Below are 25,803 nucleotides of genomic sequence, written 5' to 3'. Positions count from 1 at the left end.
GTGCTATGGGTACCGGAAGGAAGTGAGTCATGGAAAATTTGGACGTCGTCGTGCTGCGCACGCTGCAGGGCTGGCGTGCCGCAGGGCGCCGTGCGCTGCTGGCCACGGTGGTGCGCACCTGGGGCTCGTCGCCCCGGCCGGTGGGCTCGATCATGGCGCTGTGCGAAGACGGCGCGGTGGTGGGTTCGGTGTCGGGCGGGTGCATTGAGGACGACCTGATCGACCGCCATACCCGCGCCTATGCCCAGGCGGGCGCTGCGGCAGACGGTGCCGAGCACCGCATCCCCAGCGGGCCGCCATCGTTTGTCAAATACGGCATCAGCGCCGACGAAGCCCACCGCTTTGGCCTGCCCTGTGGCGGCACGCTGGAGCTGCTGCTGGAATACGACCCAGATCCCGCGCTGCTGGCCGATTTGATTGCCCAGCTGTCCGCTGGGCGCCTGGTGCAGCGCACCGTGCGCCTGTCCGATGGCGCCGTGACCCTGGCGCCTGCGCAGGCACCCGAGGATCTGAAGGTGGATGCACAGCAGCTCACCAACACCTTCGGGCCCGAGTACCGCATGCTGCTGATCGGGGCGGGGCAGCTCACCGAGTACCTGGCCACCATGGCCTTGTTCAACGGCTTTGCCGTGACGGTGTGCGACCCGCGCGAGGAGTATCGGGGCAGCTGGAGCGTGCCGGGTGCCACCGTGGTGAGCGACATGCCCGACGATGTGGTGCTGGCCTTCAAGCCCGACCGCCGCACCTGCGTGGTGGCCCTCACGCACGACCCCAAGCTGGACGACCTGGCGCTGCTGGAGGCTTTGAGCACCGAGGCGTTCTACGTGGGCGGCATCGGCTCGCGCCGCAACAACGAGGCGCGGCGCGCCCGCATGATCGAGCACTTTGACCAGACCGAAGCCAGCCTGCAACGCCTGCGTGGGCCCATCGGCATCTACATCGGCAGCAAGACGCCGCCCGAAATCGCGGTGAGCGTGATGGCCGAGATCCTGGCCGTCAAGAACGGCGTGACCCTGCCGCGCGACATGGAAGTGGCCCAGGCCAAGAACGACCGCGAGCAGGCGCACAACGACCCCGGCGCTCTGGTGTGCGGGGTGCGGTAGCCACGCAAGCAGGTCAGTGTCGGGCTTTGGGTTCCTGCGCGTGCGCCTGCAGTTGCCGCTGCACGTGCCTGAGCAGCCCTTCGCACGCGTCTTCCACCAGGTCCAGCACCTCCTCAAACCCCTGGCTGCCGCCGTAGTACGGGTCAGGCACCACCGGGCTGTCGAATTGCAGGCAGAACTCCGTCATGCGCCGCAGCTTATGCGCGTGTGCGGGCGGGCATTGGTCCTGCGCCAGGGCCAGGTTGTCCCAGTCCATGGCCAGGATCAAGTCGTATCGGGCAAAGTCTGCATCAATGATTTGCCGGGCCCGCAGGTCTGACAGGTCATAACCGCGCTGCGCCGCGTGGTGCTGGGTGCGGGTGTCGGGCGGCTCGCCGGGGTGGTAGTTGTGCGTGCCTGCCGAGTCCACCACCACGCTGTGCGCCAGGCCGCTGTGGATTATCTTGTGGCGGAACACGCCGTGGGCTGTGGGGCTACGGCAGATGTTGCCCATGCACACGAAGAGAATCGCGTAGCGAGACATGGTGGTGGCGTGCGTTCAGGCCTCGATCACCACCGGGCCGCCCTTGGCGATGCCCCGTTGGTAGGCCGGGCGTGCGTGCATGCGTTCCAGGTAGGCCTGCAGGTGCGGGCAGCGGCTTGCGTCGTTGGCGCGTGACATCAGCGCCTCCACCGCAAAGCTCATCTGAAAGTCCGCCATGGTCAGGTGCTCCCCTGCAAACCAGCGGTGGGTGCCCAGGTGCTCTTCAATGAACGCCAGCGCCGTGTCCACGTTGGGGTCGATGAGCTTTTGCTGCACCGTGCCGCACAGGGCGCGTGCAATGGGCTTCACGAAGAACGGCATGGGCTGCGTGGGGATGGTCTTGAACACCAGCTTCATCACCAGCCAGTTCATCAGCGAGCCCTCGGCATAGTGCATCCAGAAGCGGCACTGGCGGTGCTCAGCGGTGCGGGGTGCTGGCTGCAGGTGGGCCAGGTCGCCCCGGGCCTGCTCGCCATAGGTTTCCACCAGGTATTCGATGATGGCGCCCGACTCGGCAATCACTTCCTCACCATCGGTGATGACTGGCGACTTGCCCAGGGGGTGAATGGCCTTGAGCGCAGGCGGGGCCAGCTTGGTGGCCTTGTCGCGCGCGTAGATCTTGAGCTCGTAGGGCACGCCCAGTTCTTCCAACAGCCAGAGAATGCGTTGCGAGCGCGAGGTTTCGAGGTGGTGCAGGGTGATCATGGTCGCCATCTTATTGAAGAGTGGGCCGAATGCACCCTGGTGCAGCCCTTGTTTTGCGCGGGTTCTGTCTGGCTCAGGCCGTACGGCGGCGCTGCTGGCCGATGGAGCGTTGCATCCATTGCACATACAGATCCACCGAAATCAGTACGGCCATGGCAAAAGCGCAGGCGGCCACGATGGGGCCGAGGCCCAGCGAGCTGACCAGCCCGACTCCTTGCACGGTGGCAAAGCGGTTGGGGGTGGTGCAGACGAACTCGGCCGCGCCCATGCCGGTGTAGTGCATGGCGCACACGGCGGCGGCCATCAGCAGGGAGGCCCCCACGCGGCTGCCCAGGCGGCGGGTGTTGAAGGCCAGCCACAGGGCGGCCGTGCCTGCTGCCACCGCAATCAGCACCGACAGCGCCACGGTGCGCAGGTCCCAGTGGATGTAGCCGCCAATCTTCATGCCGGACATGCCCAGGTAGTGCATGCCCGCCACACCCAGGCCCAGCAGCAGTCCTGCGCCCAGAATCCGTGCCGGCTCCCGGGGGGCCTTGGACACCACGATGAGTGCAGCCGAGGTGCAGCCCACGGCCGCCAGCAGAGACACAGCGCTTTCAACGATGCCGTAGCTGCTGGCCACATCCAGCCGCAGCGCCACCATGCCCACAAAGTGCATGGACCACACCCCGATGCCGCCCAGCGCCACGCCGGCCGTCAAAGTCGCTGCGCGGTTGAGCGATCCGTCCTTGTGGCGGATGCGGCGTGTGACCATTAGTGCGATCAATGAACCAATGAACGCCAATGCGAACGAGATGGCGACAAGGTGGGGGCGGTATTCGGAAACGACGGTGGGGTCCATGGAGCGCTGCCTGAGAAGGGGGTGGAGGAGAGCTTCACACCGCATCTGAGGCGATTGAAACCAATTGTTTCTATATTAGACCAATTGGTTATTTTTTGCTCTGAATGGTTATGTTTCAGAAATAAGAGCCCACCCCGGCTTGTTCATGGGTCTTCACATTCGCCTTCCAGAAGGCGATGGGGTGGGTCAATCGCCCGCCATCGGGGTTCTCAAGGCAAGGGTGTTCAGCCAGCCGCGCTGCTGGCGTTGGGTCAGAGCTGCAGCAGGAAAGCGCGCAGCATGCGCCAATGTTCCTGGCATGCCTCTGCGGCAGACTGGGCGGCTGAGTTTTCCAGCTGGCGGGCGCGCACGCTCTGGGTCGGGTGGCCCAGGGTGAGCAGCACGGTGGCCAGGCTGTGAGCCAGGCGCCGCAGCGCCGGCCAGTCTTGCGCTGCGCTGGCCGTGTCACCTTGCCGCACGTCGGCGGGGAACTGCTGCAGGCAACTGGCGCGGTACGCCTTGAACAGAAACTCGTCGCCCGCAAAGTGGGTGGCAATGGCCTTTGCCTCATCGTCGGCCGCTTCATCGGCAGGCGTGGCTGTTGTGGCTGGCGCATTGGCAGGGGTATCCGCCACCAACGCCAGCGCATCCGTCACGCAGGCCTCCAGCTCTGCCACCGACGCAGGTTTGGACAGCATGCGCCACACCTTCATGGCCTGGAGTTGCTCGCGCACTGGCGGCGTCAGGCCCGCGCTGAATACCGCCACCGGAATTCGGCGTTCGTGCACAGGCTCCTGCAGCAGCCGCTGCACCAGGTCAATGCCGGATTCGCCCGGCAGCATGAGGTCCGTGATGATGAGTTCCACACCCCCTGCATGCAGCGCCTGCATGGCGTCAGGCACGTTGGCGCAGGTCACCAGCTCGATGGGAAGTTCCTCCAGCGCCATCTGCACAAAGCGTGCGATGGAGCTGTCGTCTTCCACGAGCAGGACCTTGGGCGCGCTCATGCGGGTACCTGGGCCTGTGGAATGCACGCGGCCAGAGCGCTGGGTAACTCGGCCACCAGCCGGGGCTTGTGGATCACCTTCACACCCTGCAAGGCAAATGCATAAGGCTCGCGCTGTTGCTCGTCGAGCGAGGTGACCACGATGAGGTGGCTGCGCGCAAATTGAGGGTGCGAGCGCAGCGTGGTGATCAGGGTGGCGCCGTCGATGCCTGGCAGCAGGATGTCCACGATCAGCACCTCGGGCTGTATCTGCCCATACAGCGCAAGGCCGGTGATGCCATCGTTCGCCACCTGCAGCTGCACTCCTGGCAGGTGCTGCTGCACGATGAGGCCCACGAGGTTCTGGAAATGGATGGAGTCCTCGATCAGCAGGATTTGTGGTGCACGCCCTTTGGCTGGTCCCACGGGTGCGGCCAGGGGCGGGCGGGCGGCGACCGGAGTGCCGACGGCGGTTACCTGGGCAGCGCCACTGGCGCCATGGGCGGTCATCCAGCGTTCCACCGATGCACGCGAGATGCGGCGGTGCCCGCCAGGGGTCTTCCAGGCCTCAAGTTCGTTGCGGTCCACCATCAGCTGAACCGACCGCACGGCCATGCCCAGCATCTTGGCGACTTCCAGCGTGGTGTAGTGGTCGGCCATGGCGTGCTCCGCGAGGGAATTGTCAGATTGCATAGATCGCGCATTTTCTCCTAATTTTAATTTTTACTCGACTTGCATTTGATAAAAATGATTGATATGATTCAATCAATGGCAAGAAATCACGTTAAAACGTGTTTTTTTGTATTCCAAGCCGATTCCCGGCCCCACAAAGGCTACCGCCATGAAAAAGATCCTGATCGTCGAAGACCACATCGATATCCGCAAACTGCTCAAGATGACGCTGGAGTTTGATGACTTTGAGATCCACGAAGCAGCTACGGGCGATGCGGGCTGGGTGCTGGCGTGCGAGTTGCAGCCCGACATCGTGCTGCTGGATGTGATGATGCCGGGCACCCTGAATGGCCTGGACGTTTGCCGACGCATCAAGTCCGACCCGGGCATGCGCCACACCAAGGTGATCATGTTGACAGCCCGGGTGCAGTCGGACGACAGGGCGGCGGGCTTCGCGGCGGGGGCCGACGACTATCTGATGAAGCCCTTCAGCACCCTGCAGGTGCTGGAGACCATCTACCGCATGGAGGCAGCGCATTGACCTCACTGCCATTGCTGGAGCCTGCGTCTCAGGTGCCGCCAGACACGCGCTGCTTTGACGAGGCCGCGGCGGCGCAGATGGAGCGGTTTGTGCGAGATTTCGGACGCATGTACCGAGAGCGCAACGAAGCCCTGCGCGAGGTCACCCGCGCGCACCATGCCGCACTGTTGCACCTGTCGGCTGCGGCCGACCTCAAGGACGACGACACCGGCGTGCACATCGTGCGCATCGGCTACCTGGCCGAGGCCTTGGCCCTGGCTCTGGGGCAGACGGTGGGCTACGCACGCATGCTGCGCAAGGCCGCGCCCATGCACGATATCGGCAAGATCGGCACCCCTGATAGCGTACTCAAGAAGCCTGGCAAGCTCACCCCAGAGGAGCGCCAGACCATGAACTGCCACGCTGCGATGGGTGCCGAGATCCTGGGGCGTTCAAACATTCCGGTGTTTCGCATGGCGGCCGAGGTGGCGCTCACGCACCACGAGCGCTACGACGGCCAGGGCTACCCGGCGGGCCTGTCGGGCGAGGCGATTCCTTTGTCGGGCCGCATCACCGCCGTGGTGGATTTTTTTGACGCGCTGACCATGGACCGGGTGTACCGCCCCGCCTTCGCGGTGCCGGTGGCGCTGGAGATGCTGGCGGCCGAGCGCGGCCGTGCTTTTGACCCGGTGATCGTGGACACGTTTTTGGCGCATGCTGAAGCCATCGATGCGCTGCGGTGCAAGATCACGCAGGAATGTCCGTCTTTTGATGCACTGATCGACGCGCCCTGATCCCCTTTTTTCTGACCGCTCAGCGGCAGGCCACTGCGGGCACGGTGGTGTTATTGATCCAAGGATTCTCAATGATGATGACGATGATGCAGTGGCTGAAACCGTGGGCTTTGACCGTCACCCGCGTGGCGCTGGCCGTGTGTGCGACCAGCGCGCTGGCGGGGCCTGTGGCCGAGCGGGTCCAGATCCAGTCGGTGTTGCGTGTGTGTGTCTGGCCGGACTACTACGGCGTGACCTACAGGCACCCGCGTACACAGCAACTCGCGGGTATCGACATCGACCTGTCTGCCGAGCTGGCGCGAGACCTCAAGGCCAGGGTCGAATATGTGGACTCTTCTTTTCCCACCCTCATTGACGACCTGAACCAGGACCGTTGCGATTTGGCCATGTTTGCCATTGGCATGCTGCCCCAGCGGATGGAAAAGCTGGCTTTTACCCAGCCCTACATGCGCAGCGACATTTACGGCATCACCACCAAATCCAACACGGTCATCAAGCAGTGGGCCGACATTGACAAGCCGGGTGTGTTGGTGGGCGTGCAGGCAGGCACGTTCATGGAACCCATCATGGCCCAGCGCCTCAAGCAGGCCACGCTGGTGCGCATCCAGCTGCCCACTACCCGCGAGCGCGAACTGACGGCCGGGCGCATTGACGTGTTCATGACCGACTACCCCTACAGCCGGCGCCTGATGGACAACGCTGACTGGGCCCGGCTCATCGAGTCTCCCGAACCATTTTCGGTGCTGCCCTATGGCTATGCAGTCAAGCGCGGCGATGCCGTCTGGCTGGCTACGGTGGATGCCTTCGTGGCGCGCATCAAGGCCGACGGCCGCCTGCAGCGCGCGGCCTCTCAAAATGGCCTGAACGCCATCGTGGTGCGCTGATATGGCCGACCTCCAGGCGCTTCCCTCGGTCTGGACCAGGCTGCGCGCGTGGGTGTTGCAGACCAGCCATCTGGTCCTCATCACCGGAGGGCTGTCGGCATTGGCGGCACTGGTGGCCGTCGGCGCGTTGGCCGTGAACGACTTTCGCACGGTGCGTACCAGCCACCAGAACCATGCCGCCATGCTGGCGCGGGTGCTGGAGGATCAGGCCACGCGCACCATGCAGACGGCCGAACTGGCGCTGGAGTCGCTGGCCACGTCTCCAGCCCTCACGACGGTGGCCTCGGAACCCCGGCGTATGCAAGATGCCCTGGGCCAGGCGCTGGCGGCGCTGTCATTTCTTCGGGGGTTGGCCGTGGTGGATGCCGGTGGGCGAGTGGTCGCCAGCACCCAGCCCGGCGATGCCGAGAGTTTTGTGGACCTGGCCAAGCTCGGCCCCCTGGTGGCCATGGGGCGGACGGTTCAGGGCGGCCTCACACCGGGCCGCAGCCTGCAAAGTGTGCGGCTGGGAGGCGCAGCGGCGGCGGCCCCTGCGGGTGTCGCTTTTATCCCTGTGATGCACGGCTACAAGAATGAAGCCGGGCAGGCGCTGGTGCTGGTGGCTTTGGTCAATCCCGATTCACTGTCCAACTTTCAGCACCTGACGCTGGAGTCTGAGGTTTTTGACTCGGTGGTGACCTCATACAACGGCCAGGTGTTGGCCACTTCGGGGGCAGCAGCTGCTCTGGCAGGTACGCGGGTGAACAACATCCCCGTCTTCAGCCAGTTCCTGCCCCGGCAGGAGCACGCCACGTACCTGGGCGTGGGTGTGCTGGGTGAGCGGCAGATCGTCAGTTTTCGGGCCTCTGCCGCCATGCCGCTGGTGGTGGTGGTCGAGACCTCGTACCGAACAGCCGTGCAGAGCTGGCTGGCGGATGCCCGTGCGCTGATCGGTATTGGCCTGGCCCTGGTGGCCCTGGTGCTGGGCCTGACCTTTGCCGTGTGGCGTGGCCTGCGCACCCGTGAGCGGGCGCGGCTGGCCATTGACGCTGCACAGGCCCGCATTGCCCGCAACGAGCGGGATCTGTCGGTGCTGATGCGCAGCGTGCAAGAGCTGATTTTCCGCACCGATGCGCAGGGCGTGATCACCTATGTGAATGCGCATTGGACTGTGATGACGGGCACGGCGCCTGACCGTGCCATTGGCAAACGTCTGCACGACCTGGTCGAGCCACAAAGCCGCAATGATGTGGCGCGTGCCATCGACCCCCGGTCGCCGGATGGGGTACGGGTATGCCAGGTGGTGTCCCGCTCTGCCGAGGGCAAGGAGTTGATGTTCCAGGTGGCAGTGGTGCCTCTGGTGGCTGCCGGGCGTGTGATTGGTTTTGCGGGCAGCGCGGTGGACGAGACCAAGCGCTGGATGGCCCAACAACAGCTACAGGCGCAAATTGCGTTTCAGGATCTGCTGCTGGACACCAACCCGTTGCCCATCTCTGTGACTGACGCGCAGAACCGCTTTGTGCGCGTGAACAAGGCCTGGGAGGAATACAAAGGCCGTACTCGCACCGCCGTGTTGGGCAAGGCCTTTGACGAGTGCCTGCCGCCAGATGAGGCAAACGTACATAAGTCGGCCAACAAGCAGCTGCTGCGCTGGGGGGGGCGTGCCCTCGTCGAGACCCAGGTGCGCCATGGCGACGGATCGCGCCGCGACACGCGCCTGGCCAAGGCGGCCATTGCCGATGAGCACGGCCAAGTCACCGGTGTGCTCACCATTCTGATGGATGTGAGCGAGTTCCGTGAGGCCGAGCGCGCCACCCGGGAGGCGCGTGACGCGGCCGAAGAGGCATCCCGCACCAAGTCGGAGTTTGTCGCCAACATGAGCCACGAGCTGCGCACGCCGCTACAGTCCATTCTGGGCTTTGCCGAGCTGGGCATGCTGCGTGGTCGCGCGCAGCCCAAGCTGGCGGGCATGTTTGAAGACATCCATTCCGCTGGCCAGCGCATGCTCACGCTGGTGAACGACCTGCTGGAAGTGTCCAAACTGGAAAGCACGGTGGGAACGTTCCACATGGAGCGCATCGACTTGCGCGGCGTGGTGCGCCCGGTGATCCGGGAGCTGGAGCCTTTGCTGGAACGCAGCCACCTGATGATGGATTTGCGCATGCCTGACCTTCCGCTGGTGGCGAAGGCCGACCCGTTGCGGTTTCAGCAGGTGATCCGCAACGTGGTGGCCAACGCCATCAAGTTTTCGCCGCCTGGCAGCACGATCACCCTGGAGGGCTACGCGGACCCGCAGGGCCAGACACATCTGGTGGTACGGGATGAGGGCCCGGGCATCCCTCCTTCAGAGCTGCAGAGCATTTTTGAGGCCTTTGTGCAGTCCAGTAAGACCAAGGATGGATCTGGGGGCACTGGCCTGGGCCTTGCCATCTGCCGCAAGATCGTCGAGGCCATGGGCGGGCGGATCTTTGCCGAGAACGTTCCGGCCAGCGGTGCAGCGTTTCACATCATCCTGCCCGCCAGAGGCCACGTGGAAACCATGCCGGCCCCGTTGCAATAAACGGCTGTATCGCCCAAAAAAAAGCCCTCAGACGAGGGCTTTTTTTGTGGGTGCTGGCGGGGCGCCGCAGCGCCCCCGGAGGGCTGATCAGCCGCCCTTGCGCGAGCGCTTGCCAGGGTTCTTCTTGCTGCGCGTGGCGACACCACGCTCCAGGCTCACACGCTGACCACGGCCAGGGGTGTTCAGCGTCACGCCGGGCATTGGCTTGGGTTGGGGGGTGCGCTTGCGGTCTGCTTCGGTGACGATCTTGTTGCCCATGGTAGGTCTCTGAGAAAGTGGAGAAAAGGGGCATATTAGGCCACAGCCGCAATCAGGGGTGGCCAACAGGCCTTTCTGCCGCACCCGCCAGAGGCAGCAAACGGAAGGTCAAACTCCCTATTGCGCGACGAAACGCGCCCCGTACGACGTCCCCTGGTCGGTGGACAGCGCCTCGGCGCAGTGGTGCGGCAGCACCCACCCCTGGGCAGGGTCCTCCACCGCGCGGGTGTGGATGGTAGGGGGCTGTGCCCGCACTCCGCCAAAGATGGTGGCAAACGCCACGTCGGCGGCATCTCGGCCGGTGCCAAACCGCAGCAGCCCCATGGGGATGGCCGTGCCCGAAGGGTCGAACAGATACCAGCGGTCGCCCAGATACACCTCCACGTAGGCATGAAAGTCCGGCGGGCCCAGCGCTGGGTCGGCACCGTAGTCGGTGCCCGTGGTGAAGCGGGCTGGAATGTTCACGGCGCGGCACAGTGCAATCATCAGGTGGGCGAAATCCCGGCACACCCCGACCTGTTCCACCAGCGTGTCGACGGCCGAAGTGTTGGAGTTGGAGGTGTTGGACGTGAACGCCACATGCCGATTCACCCAGTCACGGATAGCCTGCACGCGGCTGTGGCCCTGCCACAAGGCGCCGAACTCGTTCAGTGCCAGCCGCAGCAGGCGGTCAGACTGGCAATATCGGCTGGGGTAGATGTAGCCCATCACATGCGGCGGGAGGTGCCGCACAGGCACCTCGGCCAGTTGGGTGGGGTCGGCACGGTGGTGGCGGATGTCCACCGTAGCGCTGTAGGTCAGCTCCAGCATGCCGGGCTCGCCATGCAGCCGGAGATAGCGGTTACCCGTCGCAGGGTCTGTGTGGATCTGGTGGGGAATGTCCTGGCTGAGCACCAAGCGCTCGTTGTGGACGATCTGGTGGGGTGTTTGTGCGGCGTGGATGTTGAACACGAAATCGGCGCCGTAGCTGTCGATCTCGTAGCGCAGGTCAATCTGCAGGTCCATGCGAACACCACGCTGGCTGCCTGGGATTGCCTGCGCCAGGGGCGCGCCGGCATTCGCGGGCCATCGCGCAGGCTCGTTGGACGCGGTGGTAAGGCGGGGGGCGCTGGAGAGGAAGGCCATAGCAGCTCTCAGCGACGGGGCCTGCAGGCTGCGGGTTCACCCAGTGTGTGGGACGGTGTCATCGGCGGCTCCTGGGTGTGCGCCGCGCCGGGGTATCTGGCAGGGCTGGGAATCTTCAGGATACGCCCCAGGGCATCGCCAGCGTGTAGTCCGATGGCCCGTGCACCACGGTGCACGGGAGCGCGATCTGCCGCCAGCATCAGCAGGCGCTGGTCAGGTTGATCCGGTGACCGAGAGTTTCGCCAGCACCTGCACGTCGCCACCTCGGGGGGCTCGCAAGATCAGCGCATCGCCCGAGCTGGTGCTGTCGCGTGCCAGATCGGACTGCACAAACATGTGGCTGAACCACACCTCAAACCGGCCATTGTGCGCAGACGCTGCGGCCAGCTCCTGGCGCAGTTCGCGCAGGTGGCTCTCACCCGTGGTCTCGGAGTAGCCCCTGGGCGAACCCAGAGCCGTCCACACCTGTGGTGCACCGAAAGCCAGGGTGGCACTGTCGATGCAACGGCACCAGGGGCTTGACAGCACCTTCTCCGGACGCAATTGCCGCGTCTGGAACCACTCGCCAATGCGCCGGGCCTGGGCCCGGCCTTCATCGTTCAGGTTGCGCTGGGTGCTGCAGTCGCCCAGGCGGAAACCCGGGGGATCAAAGGTGCCGGGGGCCAGCGCGTGGCGAAACAACGCCACCACTCCGCCCTGGCGCAGCAAGACCTCGGCACCCGCTTCCTGGGCTGCCCAGGTCTGCAGGGCTGTGAGGGCCAGTCCGCTACCTAATGCGCCTGCCGCTCCCCTGCCCAGCAAGGTGCGCCGTGTGACGCGCGTACCTTGCGTCGCAGCCTGATCCCCGGCTGCTTCGGCCTCAGGCAGCTGGCTGGAAGGCATAGCCATTGCCCGCTGCTGCTACGCGGCCAAACGCAGGGAAGGGGAAGTGGAAGCCGCCCAGCATGGCGCTGCTGGTGGTGATGCGCTGGAACACCTCGCGGCGGACCTTTCGCGCAGCCTCTGCGTCCATGTCAAAGGTCACGGCCCAGTCAGGATTGCGTGCGAACAATGCGGGCACGTTGGTCAGGTCTGCCACATAGAAGAAGTTCTGACCTGCCGACTTCAGCTCGAACAGCGTGTGGCCCGGCGTATGGCCGTAGGCGGCCACCGACTGGATGCCTGGCGCAACCTCGGTGCCCGCTTCAAACCGCACCAGCGCATCGGCGGGCATGGTGGCAAAGGTGCGACGCACATTGTCAAACGCACCCTTCATGCCTGCGGGGGCGGCGGCCATGCGCGCGTCGTCCATCCAGAAGGCATGTTCGGCTGCAGGCACCATCACCTTGGCCTTCGGGAACACCAGCTCACCCGCCTTGTTGCGGATTCCATTGATGTGGTCGCCGTGGTAGTGGCTGACGAGCACGGTATCGATGTCGGAGGCCTGCATGCCAGCAGCGCGCAGACTGTCCAGCAGCTTGCCGGTGGTGGCACCACCAAACTCGCCCAGGCCGGTATCGATCAGGATCTTGCGCGCGCCCGCCACCACCAGGAAGGGGGTGTACGGCACATCGATGTAGTCGGTGGGCAGGCCTTGTGATGCGAGCAGCGCACGCACTTCGGCCAGCGGTGCGTTCTTCACAAACTCTTCCCCCAAAGGGCGGCGAGTGATGCCATCGTTCAGTGCGATCACCTCCACGTCCCCCACCTTCATGCGACGGAAACCAGGGCTGGGCAAGGTGGGCGTGCCGAAATTGGGTGCGTTCTGCGCCCACACGGGCACGAACGAGCCCGCAGCGTAAACGGTGGTGGCCAGGCTTGCGCCCAGGAAGTGACGGCGTGACAGCATGAAACTCTCCAGTCTCGGGTTGAACTAACGAGTCGCAACTGTAGCGCTGGACCTCAGGAAAGCGTGGGCTGGCGCACTAACCTGTTTGCAACGTGGGGCTTTTGGTCGCTAATTGGGGTTAACCCTTTGAATTGGCTGGGGAAGAGGCCATGAGGAGGAGGCTCATTCCATATCGAAGGCTTCGCGCAAAGCGGTACAGAAGTCGCTGCTGCCACTGAGGGTGAGGGTCAGCGTGGTGCGCGGTGGCGCGGCACTGCCTGTAGTCATGTGCAGTTGCCCCGTCGCATCGTCAAAGGACAAGGTCAAGGGGCTCTGCACCTCTTGCACGCCGTGCAGGTCATAGTGCCACGCGCCGCCGTCTTCCTGCGGTGCGCAGGCGCCGGGCCAGTGTGCATGCGCCCAGGCCAGCACGGCAGCGATCTCGTTCTGCAAGGCAGGCAGTTGCGCGGGCAGGACGCTGGCCATGGCATCCAGGGTACCGTTGCCGTCAGCGTCTTCGCTGTAGTCAAAGTCGAGGTAGTTCAGTGGCATGGTGAGAGCAGATGGTGAATGCGTCAGGGGTTGTTGCGTGATGGCTCAAGCCCAGGTCCGGCCCAAGGCCTGCGCTGCTTCTCCCAGCCGGGGCACCAGTTGCAGCGCCCGCCCCAGCGGCATGCGGGCAGAGGGTGCCTGCAGTGCCACGGCGCTGCGCACCTGGCGCCGCCCGCCGGCCAACACGGGCACGGCCACACAGACGAGGCCGTCCACAAACTCCTCGGCGTCCGTGGCATAGCCTTGCCGCAGGATCTGCTCCAGTTCGCCCTCCAGCGCGGCGCGGTCGGTCAGGGTGGTGGCCGTGTGGCGGGTGAGGGGCAGACCGTCGAGGATGGCGGCCCGGCGTGCGGGCGACAGGTGAGCCAGAAACAGCTTGCCGCTGGCCGAGCAGTGGATGGGCACGCGGGTGCCAGGCCGCAGTTCCATGCGCAGCGGAAAGGCTGACTCCACCCGGTCCAGGTAGATCACTCCAGCGCCGCTCAACGCCGTGAGGTTGCAGCTTTCGCCAATGTCGGCCACCAGTTGCCGCAGCACGGCGTGGCGCACCCCATGCTGGGTGCCCGCGCTCAGCGTGCTTTCGGCCAGGCGCAGCAGACGTGGTGCGGGGGTGTAGCGCCGCCCGTCTGGCTCGCGCGCCAGCAGGCCACCGGCCTCCAGCTGGCCCAGCATGCGGTGCACGCTGGGCTTGGGCCAGCCGGTGGCCTCGATGGCATCGCCCAGGCTGAAGGGCTGGCCCTGGGCGCACATCGTTTCCAGCAGTTCAAACAAGCGCAGGCTGGGCGGTGTGTTGGTCATAAATCTCGGAATTCGAGACGAATTCATAAAACATTTCGGGATTATTCAGCATTGTGGCTAAGCTGCAAACCCAATTCACCGGGAGCTTCATGACCGCCTTTTTCCAGAACGTAGTGCTCACCGGCGCCTGTGGCGGGCTGGGCCAGGCGCTGGCGCGCGAGCTGATCGGCCAGGGCGCCGCCGTGGCGCTGGTGGGCCTGAACCGGCCCGCGCTGGAAACGTTGGCCGCACTGGCGCCAGAGCGCTGTGCTGTCTATACGCCCGATGTGGCGGACGTTACCGCCATGCAGGCCATGGCCGCCGACTGGATGGGCCGCCGAGGGACGCCGGACCTCGTCATCGCCAATGCCGGGGTGGCCGGGGGTTTTGACACCGCCCAGGTCGACGACTTGGTTGTGATGCGGCGCATGCTGGAGATCAACCTGCTGGGCGCCGCCACCACCTTCCAGCCCTTTGTGTCGGCCCTGCGCGCGCAGCGGCGCGGCGCGCTGGTGGGGGTGGCCAGCATTGCGGGCTGGCGGGGCATGCCGGGCAATGGCGCGTACTGCGCCAGCAAGGGCGGGCTCATCCGTTACCTGGAGAGTCTGCGTGCCGAGCTGCGCGGCGATTCCATCGTGGTGAGCACGGTCAGCCCTGGCTACCTGCGCACCGCGCTCACGGCAGGCAACCGTTTTGCCATGCCCGGCCTGATGGAGCCCGAGGACGCCGCGCGTGCCCTGCTGGCCGCTGTGGCCCGGGGGCGCACCCACATCGTGCTGCCTGCGCGCATCGGTTGGCTGGCGCGCCTGTTGAACCTGTTGCCTGATGCCCTGCACGACCGGCTGCTGCTGGGCCAGCCGCGCAAGCCGCGCGTGGGCGAGGCGGGGGCCACCGCCATTCCGGGGTTGCCAGTGCGCGCAGACAAGAACATCGACACCTGAGAGAGAAAAAACCGAATGACGACAACAACAACGATGCTGGAGACAAGCCCTTCGACGCCGCTCGCACAGGACATGCGCGGCCACATCGCCCTCATCGGCGCCGGCCCCAGTGGGCTGGCCGCCGCGCGCAACCTGCAGAAGCTGGGCGTGCCTTTCCAGGGCTTTGAAGCACACACCGACGTGGGTGGTTTGTGGAACATCGACAACCCGCGCAGCACGGTCTACGAATCGGCGCACCTGATCTCCAGCAAGCACACCACCGAGTTCACCGAGTTCCCCATGCGCCCCGAAGTGGCCGACTATCCGAGCCACCGGGACATGCGCCAATATTTCTTCGACTTTGCAGAGCACTTTGGCCTGCGCCAGCACTTCTGGTTTGGCACGCGCGTGCTCCGGGTCGAACCGGTGGGGGAGGGCACTGCGCCGCTGTGGCGCGTGACGTGGACGCAGCACGGTGGGCCCGCGCAAACGGCAGAGTTCAAGGGCGTGGTCATTGCCAACGGCACGCTGGCCGAACCCAGCATGCCGCGCTTTGAGGGGCACTTTGACGGGGAGCTGCTGCACACCAGCGCCTACAAGAGCGCCGAGCTGTTCAAAGGCAAGCGTGTGCTGGTGGTGGGTGCGGGCAACTCGGGCTGCGACATTGCGGTGGACGCGGTGCACTACGCGCGCAGCGTGGACATCTCGGTGCGGCGCGGCTACTACTTCGTGCCCAAGTATGTGTTCGGCAAGCCCGCAGACATGCTGGGCGGCAAGTTCAAGATGCCGCCCTGGCTCAAGCAAAAGGTGGACAGCGTGGTACTGCAATGGTTCACTGGCGACCCTGCGCGCTTTGGCCTGCCCAAGCCCGACTACAAGATGTACGAGTCGCACCCGGTGGTCAACTCGCTGGTGCTGCACCACCTGGGCCATGGCGACATCCACGTCAAGCCCGACATCGCGCGTTTTGAAGGCCATACGGTGCACTTCAAGGACGGCAGCGCGCAGGACTATGACCTGGTGCTCTGTGCCACGGGCTACAAGCTGCACTACCCCTTCATCGACCACAGCCTGCTCAACTGGCAGGGCATGGCGCCGCAGCTCTATCTCAACATCCTGTCACCCCGTTTCGACAACCTGGCCGTAATGGGCATGATCGAAGCCAGCGGTATCGGCTGGCAGGGCCGCTATGAACAAGCGGAGCTGGTGGCGGGCTTTTTCAAGGCGCAGGCCGAGGGATCGCCGCGCGCCGAGGCGCTACGACAGGCCAAGGCCGGGCCGCCGCCCGATCTGTCGGGTGGCTTCAAGTACCTCCAGCTCGAACGCATGGCGTATTACGTGCACAAGGACACCTACCGCAACGCGGTGCGCGCTGCCGCCGCAGCCCTCGCCAGAAAGGACTGACGCCATGCTGCCTGTGGACGAAATACGCCTCAACTTCAACCCCGCGTCGCTGGTGGTGCTCAATGTGGTGCTGGGTTTTCTCATGTTCGGCATTGCGCTGGATACGCGCGTGGCGGACTTCAAGCGCGTGCTGCGCATGCCCGGTGCCATGGCGGTGGGCATTGCCGCGCAGTTCATCGTATTGCCTGCGGTGACCTTTGTGCTCACGCTGCTGCTCAAGCCCGGGCCCAGCATCGCGCTGGGCATGATTCTGGTCGCCTGCTGCCCGCCCGGCAATGTGAGCAACATCCTCACGCACCGCGCGGGAGGCAATGTGGCGCTGTCGGTGTCGATGACGGCCATCTCCAACGCGCTGGCCATCGTGCTCATGCCGCTCAACTTCGCGTTCTGGGGCGGCATGCACCCCACGGCGGCGCCGCTGCTGCGCAGCATTGCGCTTGACCCGCTGGAGATGGCGGGTCACATCGTGGTGATCATCGGGCTGCCCTTTGTGCTGGGCATCCTGTGCGCAGAAAAGCTGCCGCGCTTCACACAGCGCGTGAACAAGCCCGTGCGCATCCTCAGCTTTCTGTGCCTCATCGGTTTCATCGTGGGCGCGGTGGCGGGCAACTGGCGTTACTTTCTGGACTACGTGGGCCTTGTGCTGCTGGCCGTGGCACTGCACGATGCGCTGGCCTTCGGCACCGGCTACGCCTGCGCGCGGCTCAGCGGCTTGCCGGACTACGACCGGCGCGCGGTGAGCATCGAGGTGGGCATCCGCAACGCAGGTCTGGGTCTGGTGCTGATCTTCAGCTTCTTTGGCGGGCTGGGGGGCATGGCCGTGGTGGCGGGCGTGTGGGGCTTCTGGGACATCATCGCGGGGCTGGCACTGGCAGGCTGGTGGGGGCGCAGGCCCGCCGAACTACCGGCGGCCGATGCCCGCAAGGAGCAGCGCGCATGACCGGCATGGGGTGGAAAAGCCGCCGCATTCTGGTCACCGGAGCAGACGGTTTCTTGGGCCGCAGCGTGGTGGCTGCACTGGCGCGTGAAGGGGTCGGGACCATTGTGGCGACCGACGTGCGCGAGGTGCCCGCCGAGCGTCGCCTGCCCGGTGTGACCTACCGGGTCCAGGACGTGCGCGACCCCGGTCTTGCGCAGACGCTGGCAGACACCGCCATCGACAGCGTGGTGCACCTGGCGTCCATCGTTACGCCCGGCAAGGGTTCCAGCCGCGAGTTTGAATATTCGGTGGACGTGCTGGGCAGCCAGAACGTGCTGGATGCCTGTGTGGCCACCGGCGTGAAGCAGTTAGTCGTCAGCTCCAGTGGCGCGGCGTACGGCTACCACGCCGACAACCCCGCGTGGTTGCGCGAGACGGACGCGCTGCGGGGCAACGAGGTCTTTGCCTATTCGCACCACAAGCGGCTGGTGGAAGAGATGCTGGCGCAATACCGCACGCAGCACCCGGCGCTGGCGCAGACGGTGCTGCGCATCGGCACCATCCTGGGAGAGCGGGTGGACAACCAGATCACCGCCTTGTTTGAAAAGCCGCGCCTGCTCGCCATCCGGGGTAGCGAGAGCCCGTTTGTGTTCATCTGGGACGAAGACGTGACTGGTGCCATCCTGCATGCGCTGCGCACGCAGCGGGCTGGCTGTTTCAACCTGGCGGGCGACGGTGCCTTGCCCTTGCGCGAGATCGCACAGCGCTTGGGCAAGCCCGTGCTGGAGCTACCTGCAGGGCTGCTGCGCACCGCGCTGGCCGTGGGCTCCGCGCTGGGTGTGAGCCGCTACGGCCCCGAGCAGCTCGACTTTCTGCGCTACCGGCCTGTGCTGCTGAACACTGCACTCAAGGAGGTGCTGGGCTATGTGCCGGGCAAGACCAGCGCCCAGGCGTTTGAGGCCTTCGTCGCTGCCCGGGCGCTGCAGGGCCGCCCCATAGCTGCGGGCGTGTCCGTGGCGGCCGCATGAGTACGCCAGCGGCCTTGAGCCGTGGCGACCTGTTGCGTGCCCTGGCGGTGGTGGTCATCTGGGGGCTGAACTTTGTGGTGATGAAGCTCGGCCTGCAGGGCCTGAGTCCCATGCTGCTGGGCGCGCTGCGCTTTACGGCGGCATCGCTGCCCTTCTTGTTGTTCGTACCGCGTCCGGCCTTGCCCTGGCGCTTTGTGGTGGGCTACGGGATGGCGCAGGGGCTGGGGCAGTTCGGCTTTCTGTTTCTGGGGCTGCAGCTGGGCATGACGGCGGGCATGGCGTCGGTGGTGATGCAGACCCAGGCGTTCTTCACTTTGCTGCTGGCCGCGCCGTTGCTGGGTGAGCGTGCCAAGCCCTGGCAGTGGGGGGGCTTGTTGCTGGCGTTCGGCGGCTTGATGACCATCGGCCTCGCGCATGGCGAGGGGCCGGGCCAGATGACGCTGGCGGGGTTTGTGCTCACCCTCGGCGCCGCATTCATGTGGGCGGTGTCCAATCTGGTGGCGCGCCGCGCGGCACAGGCCGGGGCGTATGCGCCGTTTCCGTTCATCGTGTGGAGCAGTGTGGTGCCTATTGGGCCGTTCTTTGCGCTGGCGTTGTGGAGCGAGGGCTCCACCGCCGTGTGGGCACAGCTGCAGTCTTTGAGTGGCACGGGGCTCTTGGCCGTGGCCTACCTGGCCTTCTTGGCCACGCTGCTGGCCTACACGCTGTGGACGCAGCTGCTGCAACGCCATGCAGCGGGGCGGGTCACGCCGTTTTCGCTGCTGGTGCCGGTGGTGGGGCTGTGGGCGGCCTATGCCTTTCTGGGTGAAACCCCGGCGCCTCTGCAGTGGTTGGGCGCAGCCGCAGTGCTCTGCGGGCTGGTGGTGAACCAGGTGGGAGGCTTGTGGTGGGCCCGGCGTGCTGCAGCTTCCTAGAATGTTCGCTTTCCGCATCGAGGAGACAGGGTGGCTGAGAGCGTGTTTTTGTGGGTGAAGGGGTTGCGGTTTGCGTACCCGGAGTGTGCAGTGCTGGACAACCTGTCGCTGGCCTGGCCCCCGGGCCTGGCTCTGGTGCGGGGTGATGAAAGCACCGGCAAGACGACGTTGCTGCGTCTGCTGGCTGGCGAGCTGACGGCGCAGGCTGGCAGCATCACGCTGCAAGGGGTGGACCTGAACCAGGCCGCAAAGGCCTCGGCACCATGGGTCTTCTGGGCGGACCCGCGATCCAGCGAGTGGGACCCGCTCACTGCCAGGGGTTGGCTCGACAGCCTGCCCGCACGCTACCCCCAATGGGATGTGGCAGCCTTGGTGGAGCACATCGACGGGTTCAGCCTGCACGAGCATCTGGACAAGCCTTTCTACGCCCTGTCCACCGGCAGCAAGCGCAAGGTGCTCATGGCAGGGGCCTTGGCCTCGAATGCACCGTTGACCTTGATCGACGAGCCTGTGGGCGGGCTGGACAAGCCCTCCATTCGCTACCTGGCGCAGGCCCTGGCATCCCAAGCGGCCAGACCAGACCGCCTGACCGTTGTGGCGCATTACGAAGCCCTGCCCGATGTGACCTGGGGCTCGGTGCTGGATCTGTAAGAACCTGTTCAAAGGCGTTGTGAGGTGGTAGAGGGCGCCTTGGGGGCATGTGCCCTGGGGTCGGCCGTGTAGGCAGGGTCTGCCGTAGACTGCGGTGCTGACCGTTCCCCCTCACACACGCCTCACCCTGCAAGGACTGTCCCATGGATGCGCTGCTATTTGTTCCGGTTGCCATCGCCATCTCGCTCACCCCGGGGCCCAACAACTTCTGTGGCCTCAACAACGGCATCCGCGCAGGCGTGGGCCCCGCGATGATCGCCACGGTGGGCCGGGCAGCGGCGTTCGCGATCTTTCTGACGGTGTCTGCGGTGGGGCTGGGGGCGATGCTGCTGGCGTCCGAAGCGGCGTTCACGGCTGTGAAGTGGGTGGGTGCTGCCTACCTGTTCTGGCTGGGCTGGAAGGCCTGGCACAGCCGCGAGTTCAGCGGCCTGGCGCTGGAGGATGCACCTGGCAGTGGCCAGGCATCGGGTCAACCGGTCCAGTTCCATCTGCGTGCTCTCATTGCGCAGGAGTTTTTGCTGGGCATCACCAACCCCAAGGCGATCATCCTGTTCGCGGCGATCTTTCCGCAGTTCATCGACCCCGCGCAGCCTGCAGCGCGCCAGTTTCTGGTGCTGGGCTCCATCTATCTGGGCAGCGAATTCGTCTCGACGGCCGTTTACGCCAGCTTCGGGCGCCAGATCCGCCGCTTCATCCGCACCTCGCGCGGTGTGGCCCGCCTGAACAAGGCCACCGGCGGTTTCTTCATGGGTGCTGGCGGCCTTCTGCTGGCCACCAACCGCTGATTGCTGCCCCCTGGCGGGGCTGAGCCGATACATCGGTAAACCCCGCCCAAAGCGCGCGTAAATCCCCGGTAAAGGGTACCCGCCGGGCGGCAGCCACGGGGGGTGCGCTGGCTACCATACCCGTTCGCTCATTCCTCGTTGCGCCCCACCATGCCCCTGAACCGTTCGTTGACCCGTCCACAGAGGCCCGCAAGATTGCAGTCCGGCAAGCTGCGCTGGATCTCCGCGTTGTTACTGGCCTCCGTGGCGCTGGCTGCGGTGGGAGGTGGTGCCTGGTGGTGGAAACAGCGCCAGGATGCATCGGCCGCGGCCAGCGCTGGCGGTGCCGCCACGGGACCTAACGCGGCGCGCAAGCCCGGCAGTGGGCCCGGGCGCTTTGGTGGGGGCAACGTACAGCCCGTGTCGGTAGGCACCGTGCAGCGGGGCGATGTGCGGGTGGTGGTGAGCGCCATCGGCACCATGAGCGCACGCGCCACCGCCGTGGTGCGCGCCAAGGTCGGCGGCGAGCTGACGTCGGTGCGCTTCAAGGAAGGTGACGAGGTGCGTGCAGGCCAGGTGCTGGCCGAGATCGATGCGCGCAGCTACCAGGCGGCGCTGTCGCAGGCGCAGGGCACGCTGCAGCGTGACCAGGCGCTGCTCAAGAATGCTCAGCTCGACCTCAAGCGTTATCAGGACCTGCTGGCGCGCGACTCCATCGCCAGCCAGCAGGTAGACACCCAGGCCGCACTGGTGCGGCAGCTGGAAGGCACCGTGGCCTCGGACCAGGCGCAGGTGGACGCCGCGCGCCTGCAACTGAGCTACACCCAGGTCACCGCACCCTTTGCCGGCCGCCTGGGCTTGCGCCAGGCCGACCGGGGCAACGTGGTGGGGCCGAGCGACGCGAACGGCATCGTCACCATCAACCAGGTGCGGCCCATCGACGCAGCGTTCTCCGTGCCCGAGGCGCACCTGCCCCAGATGCGTCGCCGCATGGCCGCAGGCGAAGAGCTGAGCGTGGAGCTGTGGGACCGCGACAGCCGCCGCCAGCTGGCCAAGGGCCGCGTGGTGGCGCTGGACAACGCCATCGACAGCGCCACCGGCACCATCAAGGTGAAGGCCGCTTTTGCGAATGAAGACGGCGCCCTGTACCCCAACCAGTTCGTCAACGTGCGCCTGCAGGTCAACCTGCTCCAGGGCGTGCTGACCGTACCGGCCACGGCCGTGCAGAACAACTATGTCTACCTGGTACAGGAAGACAGTTCCGTGACCCAGCGCCGCATCCGCGTGGGCGTCACCGATGGCGACCGTGTGAGCGTCGAAGGCGAGCTGCGCGAGGGCGAGCAGGTGGTCACGGACGGCATCGACCGCCTGCGTGAAGGCGCCAAGGTCGCCGTCATCGATGCCGGTGCCGTCACCCGCGCCGACCAGGCAGCCCAGGACCAGGCCGCGCAGCGCCGCGCCTTCATGGCATCCCTGCCCCCCGATGTACGTGAAAAGCTGCAGAAGATGAGCCCCGAAGAGCGTCGCGCCTTCTTGCGCGAGCGGCGAGCGCAGATGGGCGCGAGCGGCGCAGCGGCTCCAGCGTCGGCGGCGTCTGCTGCAGCCTCTTCGGTGTCGGGTGTGGGTGCTCCCGCCGCTGCCCCTGCGTCTGCCCCGCAGGCCTCTGCTGCGCCACAACAGCAGCGCAGCGAAGCACCACCCAGAGCAGCTGCACCACAAGCATCCCCAGGCGCTGCACCGCCCGCCGCCCCCGCAGCGCCTGCAGACCGTAGCTCCGCCCCCCCACGGGGCATCCCTCCGCAGGTGAAGGCACTGCTGGACCAGATGCCCGCCGACGAGCGCGCCCGCGTGATGGCCCTACCGCAGGAGGAGCGCCGTGCCTACATCCGCGAGCGGCTGCAACAGCAGCCGCCGTCCCAGGGTGGCGCAGCCAGCCCGGCGCGCTGAGCGCAGCGGCACCCCGGTTTCTCCCCTGCCTGTCTTGCCAGCGCACCCGCCGCCATGAATCTGTCGCGCCTTTTCATCCTGCGCCCCATCGCCACCGCGCTGCTGATGGTGGCGATCCTGATCGCGGGGCTGATGGCCTACCGGCTGCTGCCCACCTCGGCCCTGCCCGAGGTGGACTACCCCACCATCCAGGTCACCACGCTGTACCCGGGCGCCAGCCCCGACGTGATGACCTCCAACGTCACGGCCCCGCTGGAGCGGCAGTTCGGCCAGATGCCGGGGCTGTCGCAAATGTCGTCCACCAGCTCGGGCGGGGCTTCGGTGATCACGCTGCGTTTTGCGCTGGACATGGCACTGGACGTGGCCGAGCAGCAGGTGCAGGCGGCCATCAACGCGGGCAGCAACCTGCTGCCCAGCGACCTGCCCATGCCGCCGCTGTACAGCAAGGTCAACCCGGCCGATGCGCCCATCCTCACACTGGCCATCACCTCGCCATCGCTGCCTGTGATCCGCGTGAACGACCTGGTGGAAAACCGCCTGGCACCCAAGCTCTCGCAGGTGCAGGGCGTGGGCCTGGTGGCGATTGCGGGCGGGCGCCGCCCGGCCGTGCGCATCCAGGCCAACCCCACGGCACTGGCGCAGCTGGGCCTCACGCTGGAGGACGTGCGCACCTCCATCGCAGCCGCCAACGTCAAGCAGGCGAAGGGCGGCTTTGACGGCCCGGCCCGTGCCTCCACCATCGATGCCAACGACCAGCTGCAGTCGGCGGCCGAATACCGCGACCTCATCATTGCCTTCAAGAATGGCGCCCCCGTGCGCCTGAAGGACGTGGCCGAAACGGTGGACGATGCCGAGAACACCCGCCTCGCCGCCTGGGCGGGCACGGCAGACACCGGGGCCAAGCCCGGCGTGATCCTCAACATCCGCCGCCAGCCCGGCGCCAACGTGATCGACACGGTGGACCGCATCAAGGCCCTGCTGCCGCAGCTGCAAAGCACCTTGCCCGCGTCGCTGGATGTGCAGGTGCTGACGGACCGCACGGTGACGGTGCGTGCCTCGGTGCGCGACATGCAGGTGGAGCTGGGCCTGGCTGTGCTGCTGGTGGTGGCGGTGATCTTTGTCTTCCTGCGCAGCCCCTCGGCCACGCTGATCCCGAGCGTGGCTGTGCCGCTGTCGCTCATCGGCACCTGTGGCGTGATGTACCTCGCGGGGTTTTCCATCAACAACCTCACGCTGATGGCGCTGACCATCTCCACCGGCTTTGTGGTGGACGATGCCATCGTGATGATCGAGAACATTGCCCGCTATGTGGAAGAGGGCGAGGCACCCCTCGCGGCTGCGCTCAAGGGCTCGCAGCAGATCGGCTTCACCATCATCTCGCTCACCATCTCGCTGATCGCCGTGCTGATCCCGCTGCTGTTCATGGGCGATGTGGTGGGCCGGCTGTTCCACGAGTTCGCGATCACGCTGGCCGTGTCCATCCTGATCTCGGCCGTGGTGTCGCTCACGCTCACGCCGATGCTGTGCGCGCGCCTGCTGCGCCACACGCCCGAGGAGAGCCATGGCCGCCTGTACCGCGCCACGGGACATTTTTTTGATCGCACCATCGCAGGCTATGGCCGCATGCTGGGCTGGGTGCTGAACCACCGGGGCACCACCTGGCTGGTGTTTGCGGCCACGCTGGCGCTCACCGTGGTGCTGTATCTGTTCATCCCCAAGGGCTTCTTTCCGGTGCAGGACACCGGCACGCTGCAGGCCACCACCGAGGCCGACCAGTCGATCTCGTTTGCTGGCATGGCCGAGCGCCAGCAGGCCGTGGCCGAACGGCTGCTGCAAGACCCCGCCGTGCGCAGCGTCTCGTCGTTCATCGGCGTCGACGGCGCCAACACCACGCTCAACACCGGCCGCCTGCTGATCGACCTGCAGCCGCATGCACAGCGCGACAAGGCCGGTGTGGTGCAGCAGCGCCTGGCCGAGCGCGTGCAGAACCTGCCGGGCATCCGCCTGTTCATCCAACCCGTGCAGGACCTGACCATTGAAGACCGGGTGGCGCGCACGCAGTACCAGTGGCTGCTGTCATCGCCCGACATGCAGCAGCTGACCACCAGCACCACCGAGCTGCTGCGCCGCCTGCGCGCCTTGCCCGAGCTGACGGATGTGGCCAGCGACCTGCAGGACCAGGGCCGCCAGGCCTATGTGCAGATCGACCGCGCCCAGGCCAGCCGGCTGGGTGTGACGGTGGCTGGCATTGACGCGGCGCTTTACAACGCCTTTGGCCAGCGGCTGATCTCGACCATCTTCACGCAGTCCAACCAGTACCGCGTGGTGCTGGAGGTGGCGCCACAGTTCAAGGTGGGGCCCGAGGCGTTGCAGAGCATCTATGTGCCGTCGAGCGCTGGTGCGCCGGTGCCACTGTCATCGGTGGCGCGCATCGAGGAGCGCAACATGCCGCTGGTGGTCAACCACGTGGGCCAGTTGCCCGCCGCCACCATTTCGTTCAATACCGCGCCGGGGGTGTCGCTGGGCAACGCTGTGGCGGCCATCGAGCGCGAGAAGGCCGCCGTGCAGGCCGGGGGGCAGTTGCCGCTGTCGGTGGAGACGAGCTTTCAGGGGGCGGCGCTGGCGTTCCAGGCGTCGCTGTCGAACACGCTGCTGCTGATCCTGGCGGCGGTGGTCACCATGTACATCGTGCTGGGCGTGCTGTATGAGAGCACGGTGCACCCGGTCACGATCTTGTCCACGCTGCCCTCGGCCGGGGTAGGGGCGTTGCTGGCGTTGATGGCAGCGCGGCTGGACCTGGACATCATTGCCATCATCGGCATCGTGCTGCTGATCGGCATCGTGAAGAAGAACGCGATCATGATGATCGACTTTGCGCTGGAGGCGCAGCGGGACGAAGGCCTGAGTGCGCGCGATGCGATTTATCAGGCGTGTCTGCTGCGGTTCCGGCCCATCTTGATGACGACGTTGGCGGCCTTGCTGGGTGCCTTGCCGATGATGCTGGGGACGGGGGTGGGCAGCGAGCTGCGGCATCCGCTGGGGGTGACGATGGTGGGCGGGCTGATCCTGAGTCAGTTGCTCACGCTGTTTACGACCCCGGTGATTTACCTCACTTTTGAGGGGTGGGCGCAGCGGTGGCGTGGGCGTTCCGAGGTTGTGAATGCCTGAAGCGTTGCTGTTTTTGAATGGCGT

At 65.9% G+C, this 25,803-nt stretch carries 25 protein-coding genes; 14 read left to right on the top strand and 11 right to left on the bottom strand.

The genetic code is table 11. The features are described from left to right. Nucleotides 1-29: 29 nt before the first annotated feature. Entirely contained in the window at nt 30-1,103 is a 1,074-nt protein-coding gene (locus tag ATF69_RS00230; protein WP_121942290.1) for an XdhC family protein, read from the top strand. A gap of 13 nt (nt 1,104-1,116) precedes the next feature. Here the strand turns inward: ATF69_RS00230 and ATF69_RS00225 are convergent, their stop codons facing one another. From ATF69_RS00225 to ATF69_RS00205, 5 genes are all read right to left on the bottom strand, one after another. Further along, the gene (locus ATF69_RS00225; RefSeq protein ID WP_146869518.1) at nt 1,117-1,626 is read right to left on the bottom strand and encodes a low molecular weight protein-tyrosine-phosphatase; all 510 of its coding nucleotides are present in this window, start codon (nt 1,624-1,626) and stop codon (nt 1,117-1,119) included. A 15-nt stretch (nt 1,627-1,641) separates the two neighbouring features. After that, entirely contained in the window at nt 1,642-2,331 is a 690-nt protein-coding gene (locus ATF69_RS00220) for a glutathione S-transferase family protein (protein WP_208758673.1), read from the bottom strand. A 73-nt stretch (nt 2,332-2,404) separates the two neighbouring features. Next, nucleotides 2,405-3,172 (bottom strand): MHYT domain-containing protein, encoded by a 768-nt coding sequence (locus ATF69_RS00215; protein WP_146869516.1) that lies wholly within the window; start codon nt 3,170-3,172, stop codon nt 2,405-2,407. 251 nt (nt 3,173-3,423) lie between these two features. After that, nucleotides 3,424-4,158 (bottom strand): response regulator, encoded by a 735-nt coding sequence (locus tag ATF69_RS00210; RefSeq protein WP_146869515.1) that lies wholly within the window; start codon nt 4,156-4,158, stop codon nt 3,424-3,426. After that, nucleotides 4,155-4,829, bottom strand: a complete 675-nt coding sequence (locus ATF69_RS00205; RefSeq protein ID WP_208758672.1) for an excisionase family DNA-binding protein — start codon at nt 4,827-4,829, stop codon at nt 4,155-4,157. Before ATF69_RS00205 ends, ATF69_RS00210 begins: the two co-directional genes overlap by 4 nt. A gap of 148 nt (nt 4,830-4,977) precedes the next feature. Here ATF69_RS00205 and ATF69_RS00200 point away from each other — a divergent pair, with 148 nt between their 5' ends. The 4 genes from ATF69_RS00200 to ATF69_RS00185 all read left to right on the top strand — a co-directional run bounded on the left by ATF69_RS00200 (nt 4,978) and on the right by ATF69_RS00185 (nt 9,545). Continuing rightward, nucleotides 4,978-5,349 (top strand): response regulator transcription factor, encoded by a 372-nt coding sequence (locus ATF69_RS00200; RefSeq protein ID WP_116747678.1) that lies wholly within the window; start codon nt 4,978-4,980, stop codon nt 5,347-5,349. Then, complete coding sequence (locus ATF69_RS00195; protein ID WP_199737465.1) at nt 5,346-6,122, top strand: HD-GYP domain-containing protein; 777 nt, start codon at nt 5,346-5,348, stop codon at nt 6,120-6,122. Before ATF69_RS00200 ends, ATF69_RS00195 begins: the two co-directional genes overlap by 4 nt. Before the next feature lie 71 nt (nt 6,123-6,193). Further along, a complete protein-coding gene (locus tag ATF69_RS00190; RefSeq protein ID WP_146869514.1) occupies nt 6,194-7,006 on the top strand; it encodes an ABC transporter substrate-binding protein in 813 nt (270 codons plus the stop codon). Nucleotide 7,007: 1 nt separating this feature from the next. Continuing rightward, nucleotides 7,008-9,545 carry a PAS domain S-box protein gene (locus ATF69_RS00185; protein WP_146869513.1) on the top strand — a complete coding sequence of 846 codons (2,538 nt, stop codon included), beginning with the start codon at nt 7,008-7,010 and terminating at the stop codon, nt 9,543-9,545. 87 nt (nt 9,546-9,632) lie between these two features. On the opposite strand, the gene ATF69_RS23130 is transcribed toward ATF69_RS00185, so the two are convergent. From ATF69_RS23130 to ATF69_RS00160, 6 genes are all read right to left on the bottom strand, one after another. Beyond that, a complete protein-coding gene (locus tag ATF69_RS23130) occupies nt 9,633-9,803 on the bottom strand; it encodes a hypothetical protein (RefSeq protein WP_008902830.1) in 171 nt (56 codons plus the stop codon). A gap of 117 nt (nt 9,804-9,920) precedes the next feature. Next, the gene (locus ATF69_RS00180; protein WP_146869604.1) at nt 9,921-10,808 is read right to left on the bottom strand and encodes a transglutaminase-like domain-containing protein; all 888 of its coding nucleotides are present in this window, start codon (nt 10,806-10,808) and stop codon (nt 9,921-9,923) included. A 333-nt stretch (nt 10,809-11,141) separates the two neighbouring features. Further along, on the bottom strand, nt 11,142-11,816 hold the full coding sequence (locus ATF69_RS00175) for a histidine phosphatase family protein (RefSeq protein WP_244303609.1): 675 nt from the start codon (nt 11,814-11,816) through the stop codon (nt 11,142-11,144). Next, nucleotides 11,788-12,756: an MBL fold metallo-hydrolase gene (locus ATF69_RS00170; RefSeq protein ID WP_146869512.1), complete on the bottom strand. Its 969-nt coding sequence runs from the start codon at nt 12,754-12,756 to the stop codon at nt 11,788-11,790. Before ATF69_RS00170 ends, ATF69_RS00175 begins: the two co-directional genes overlap by 29 nt. A gap of 162 nt (nt 12,757-12,918) precedes the next feature. After that, nucleotides 12,919-13,287, bottom strand: a complete 369-nt coding sequence (locus ATF69_RS00165) for a hypothetical protein (protein ID WP_056748156.1) — start codon at nt 13,285-13,287, stop codon at nt 12,919-12,921. A 45-nt stretch (nt 13,288-13,332) separates the two neighbouring features. Continuing rightward, nucleotides 13,333-14,085 (bottom strand): IclR family transcriptional regulator, encoded by a 753-nt coding sequence (locus ATF69_RS00160; RefSeq protein ID WP_146869511.1) that lies wholly within the window; start codon nt 14,083-14,085, stop codon nt 13,333-13,335. 89 nt (nt 14,086-14,174) lie between these two features. Here ATF69_RS00160 and ATF69_RS00155 point away from each other — a divergent pair, with 89 nt between their 5' ends. The 9 genes from ATF69_RS00155 to ATF69_RS00115 all read left to right on the top strand — a co-directional run bounded on the left by ATF69_RS00155 (nt 14,175) and on the right by ATF69_RS00115 (nt 25,779). Next, the gene (locus tag ATF69_RS00155; protein ID WP_146869510.1) at nt 14,175-15,005 is read left to right on the top strand and encodes an SDR family oxidoreductase; all 831 of its coding nucleotides are present in this window, start codon (nt 14,175-14,177) and stop codon (nt 15,003-15,005) included. 15 nt (nt 15,006-15,020) lie between these two features. After that, a complete protein-coding gene (locus tag ATF69_RS00150; protein WP_244303608.1) occupies nt 15,021-16,388 on the top strand; it encodes a flavin-containing monooxygenase in 1,368 nt (455 codons plus the stop codon). A 4-nt stretch (nt 16,389-16,392) separates the two neighbouring features. Then, nucleotides 16,393-17,328: a bile acid:sodium symporter family protein gene (locus ATF69_RS00145; protein WP_146869509.1), complete on the top strand. Its 936-nt coding sequence runs from the start codon at nt 16,393-16,395 to the stop codon at nt 17,326-17,328. Next, the gene (locus ATF69_RS00140) at nt 17,325-18,335 is read left to right on the top strand and encodes an SDR family oxidoreductase (protein WP_146869508.1); all 1,011 of its coding nucleotides are present in this window, start codon (nt 17,325-17,327) and stop codon (nt 18,333-18,335) included. The genes ATF69_RS00145 and ATF69_RS00140 overlap by 4 nt, the downstream gene beginning before the upstream one ends. After that, nucleotides 18,332-19,249: an EamA family transporter gene (locus ATF69_RS00135; RefSeq protein ID WP_056748148.1), complete on the top strand. Its 918-nt coding sequence runs from the start codon at nt 18,332-18,334 to the stop codon at nt 19,247-19,249. The genes ATF69_RS00140 and ATF69_RS00135 overlap by 4 nt, the downstream gene beginning before the upstream one ends. A gap of 30 nt (nt 19,250-19,279) precedes the next feature. Next, nucleotides 19,280-19,900 (top strand): ABC transporter ATP-binding protein, encoded by a 621-nt coding sequence (locus ATF69_RS00130; protein WP_146869507.1) that lies wholly within the window; start codon nt 19,280-19,282, stop codon nt 19,898-19,900. Between the two features lie 143 nt (nt 19,901-20,043). Then, a complete protein-coding gene (locus tag ATF69_RS00125; RefSeq protein ID WP_099730879.1) occupies nt 20,044-20,685 on the top strand; it encodes a LysE family translocator in 642 nt (213 codons plus the stop codon). 150 nt (nt 20,686-20,835) lie between these two features. Continuing rightward, nucleotides 20,836-22,611 (top strand): efflux RND transporter periplasmic adaptor subunit, encoded by a 1,776-nt coding sequence (locus ATF69_RS00120; protein ID WP_146869506.1) that lies wholly within the window; start codon nt 20,836-20,838, stop codon nt 22,609-22,611. 54 nt (nt 22,612-22,665) lie between these two features. Next, a complete protein-coding gene (locus tag ATF69_RS00115; protein ID WP_146869505.1) occupies nt 22,666-25,779 on the top strand; it encodes an MdtB/MuxB family multidrug efflux RND transporter permease subunit in 3,114 nt (1,037 codons plus the stop codon). Nucleotides 25,780-25,803: the final 24 nt, after the last annotated feature.

Source organism: Acidovorax delafieldii, assembly GCF_007993815.1.
GTDB classification, from domain to species: Bacteria; Pseudomonadota; Gammaproteobacteria; order Burkholderiales; family Burkholderiaceae_C; genus Acidovorax; species Acidovorax delafieldii.
This window is presented reverse-complemented; position numbering and strand designations above follow the sequence as displayed.

What these genes read in the sequence shown, in the direction of transcription:
- ATF69_RS00180 (WP_146869604.1), bottom strand. Translation starts at nt 10,808, where the DNA reads ATGGACCTGCAGATTGACCTGCGCTACGAGATCGACAGCTACGGCGCC.
- ATF69_RS00140 (WP_146869508.1), top strand. Translation starts at nt 17,325, where the DNA reads ATGACCGGCATGGGGTGGAAAAGCCGCCGCATTCTGGTCACCGGAGCA.
- ATF69_RS00185 (WP_146869513.1), top strand. Translation starts at nt 7,008, where the DNA reads ATGGCCGACCTCCAGGCGCTTCCCTCGGTCTGGACCAGGCTGCGCGCG.
- ATF69_RS00175 (WP_244303609.1), bottom strand. Translation starts at nt 11,816, where the DNA reads ATGGCTATGCCTTCCAGCCAGCTGCCTGAGGCCGAAGCAGCCGGGGAT.
- ATF69_RS00135 (WP_056748148.1), top strand. Translation starts at nt 18,332, where the DNA reads ATGAGTACGCCAGCGGCCTTGAGCCGTGGCGACCTGTTGCGTGCCCTG.
- ATF69_RS00200 (WP_116747678.1), top strand. Translation starts at nt 4,978, where the DNA reads ATGAAAAAGATCCTGATCGTCGAAGACCACATCGATATCCGCAAACTG.
- ATF69_RS23130 (WP_008902830.1), bottom strand. Translation starts at nt 9,803, where the DNA reads ATGGGCAACAAGATCGTCACCGAAGCAGACCGCAAGCGCACCCCCCAA.
- ATF69_RS00225 (WP_146869518.1), bottom strand. Translation starts at nt 1,626, where the DNA reads ATGTCTCGCTACGCGATTCTCTTCGTGTGCATGGGCAACATCTGCCGT.
- ATF69_RS00190 (WP_146869514.1), top strand. Translation starts at nt 6,194, where the DNA reads ATGATGATGACGATGATGCAGTGGCTGAAACCGTGGGCTTTGACCGTC.
- ATF69_RS00145 (WP_146869509.1), top strand. Translation starts at nt 16,393, where the DNA reads ATGCTGCCTGTGGACGAAATACGCCTCAACTTCAACCCCGCGTCGCTG.
- ATF69_RS00115 (WP_146869505.1), top strand. Translation starts at nt 22,666, where the DNA reads ATGAATCTGTCGCGCCTTTTCATCCTGCGCCCCATCGCCACCGCGCTG.
- ATF69_RS00125 (WP_099730879.1), top strand. Translation starts at nt 20,044, where the DNA reads ATGGATGCGCTGCTATTTGTTCCGGTTGCCATCGCCATCTCGCTCACC.
- ATF69_RS00210 (WP_146869515.1), bottom strand. Translation starts at nt 4,158, where the DNA reads ATGAGCGCGCCCAAGGTCCTGCTCGTGGAAGACGACAGCTCCATCGCA.
- ATF69_RS00230 (WP_121942290.1), top strand. Translation starts at nt 30, where the DNA reads ATGGAAAATTTGGACGTCGTCGTGCTGCGCACGCTGCAGGGCTGGCGT.
- ATF69_RS00155 (WP_146869510.1), top strand. Translation starts at nt 14,175, where the DNA reads ATGACCGCCTTTTTCCAGAACGTAGTGCTCACCGGCGCCTGTGGCGGG.
- ATF69_RS00215 (WP_146869516.1), bottom strand. Translation starts at nt 3,172, where the DNA reads ATGGACCCCACCGTCGTTTCCGAATACCGCCCCCACCTTGTCGCCATC.
- ATF69_RS00120 (WP_146869506.1), top strand. Translation starts at nt 20,836, where the DNA reads ATGCCCCTGAACCGTTCGTTGACCCGTCCACAGAGGCCCGCAAGATTG.
- ATF69_RS00170 (WP_146869512.1), bottom strand. Translation starts at nt 12,756, where the DNA reads ATGCTGTCACGCCGTCACTTCCTGGGCGCAAGCCTGGCCACCACCGTT.
- ATF69_RS00160 (WP_146869511.1), bottom strand. Translation starts at nt 14,085, where the DNA reads ATGACCAACACACCGCCCAGCCTGCGCTTGTTTGAACTGCTGGAAACG.
- ATF69_RS00150 (WP_244303608.1), top strand. Translation starts at nt 15,021, where the DNA reads ATGACGACAACAACAACGATGCTGGAGACAAGCCCTTCGACGCCGCTC.
- ATF69_RS00220 (WP_208758673.1), bottom strand. Translation starts at nt 2,331, where the DNA reads ATGATCACCCTGCACCACCTCGAAACCTCGCGCTCGCAACGCATTCTC.
- ATF69_RS00165 (WP_056748156.1), bottom strand. Translation starts at nt 13,287, where the DNA reads ATGCCACTGAACTACCTCGACTTTGACTACAGCGAAGACGCTGACGGC.
- ATF69_RS00205 (WP_208758672.1), bottom strand. Translation starts at nt 4,829, where the DNA reads ATGCAATCTGACAATTCCCTCGCGGAGCACGCCATGGCCGACCACTAC.